We start from the raw sequence: 1,046 nt of genomic DNA, 5'->3' as shown, positions 1-1,046 counted from the left end.
ACTAGGCCGTGTGTCGAAGTCGGTCACAGCCACTCGGTAATGGTGGCGAGGTGGATGGTGGCTTCGTAGCGGACGGCGAGTTTGTCGTATCTGGTGGCCACGGCTCGGTGGTGTTTGAGGCGGTTGATGCCGCATTCCACGGCGTGACGCTGCTTGTAGATCTCGGGGTCGAAGGCTGGTGGCCGACCGCCCTTGGAGCCCTTGGCCCGCCGGTGGGCGTCCTGGTCGGTCTTGCTCGGAATGGTCGCGGCGATGCCGCGCCGACGTAGGTAGGCCCGGTTGGCCTTGGATGTGTACGCCTTGTCGGCCAGGACCCGGTCCGGGCGGGTCCGGGGGCGGCCGGTGGTCAGGCGGGGTACGCGGATGCCGGCCAGGACCGGGATGAACTGTGGGCTGTCGCCGCGCTGTCCGGCGGTCAACACGATGGCTAGGGGTTTCTGGCCCTGCTCACATGCCAGGTGCAGCTTCGTGGTCAACCCGCCGCGAGAACGACCCAGGGCACGGTCGTCCGGCTCGATGCTGACCCCGCCGGGCGGTTCGGCCTGCAGAGCCCCCTTTTCCGCGCTCCGGCGGCGTGCTGGTGTGCTCGGGCGGTGGTCGAGTCCACCGACACGTCCCAGATGATCTGGCCGGCCGCGTCAGCGCGGGCTTGCAACGCGGTGAGGACCTGTTGCCAAGTTTCCGTTGCGCTGCCAGCGCCGGAACAGGGCGTACACCGCTGGCCAGGACCCGTAGTGGGGTGGCACGTCCCGCCACGGGCGCCGACGCGTATCCGCCACCGGATCCCGTCGATCAACTGCCGTCTGCTCCACAACGACGGTCGACCTGGCCGCTTCGGCGCCGGAAGCAACGGCTCCAGCGTCGCCCACTGGGCGTCGGTCAGGTCGAACCGCCTCGTCACCGCTAGGGTGTCCACGAGGTCTCCGGTTTCAGGTTCTGCTTGGTCGCTGAACCATCTACCGGAGGCCTCGCTACATCACGACCACCGACACGCGAAGATCCTCACGCCGGTTCAAGCCCTGGCACCGACTTCGACACAGGGCCTA

At 68.1% G+C, this 1,046-nt stretch carries 2 protein-coding genes; both read right to left on the bottom strand.

Annotated elements, in window-relative coordinates; all coding sequences use genetic code 11:
• Nucleotides 1-23 precede the first annotated feature (23 nt).
• Nucleotides 24-548: an IS5 family transposase gene (locus Pen02_RS43170; RefSeq protein WP_372445779.1), complete on the bottom strand. Its 525-nt coding sequence runs from the start codon at nucleotides 546-548 to the stop codon at nucleotides 24-26.
• Nucleotides 473-901 (bottom strand): transposase, encoded by a 429-nt coding sequence (locus tag Pen02_RS43165; RefSeq protein WP_372445778.1) that lies wholly within the window; start codon nucleotides 899-901, stop codon nucleotides 473-475. Before Pen02_RS43165 ends, Pen02_RS43170 begins: the two co-directional genes overlap by 76 nt.
• Between the last annotated feature and the right edge of the window lie 145 nt (nucleotides 902-1,046).

Source organism: Plantactinospora endophytica, assembly GCF_016862915.1.
Taxonomy (GTDB): Bacteria; Actinomycetota; Actinomycetes; order Mycobacteriales; family Micromonosporaceae; genus Plantactinospora; species Plantactinospora endophytica.
Note: the sequence above shows the minus strand (reverse complement) of the source record. Positions and strands in the feature narration are given on the sequence as shown.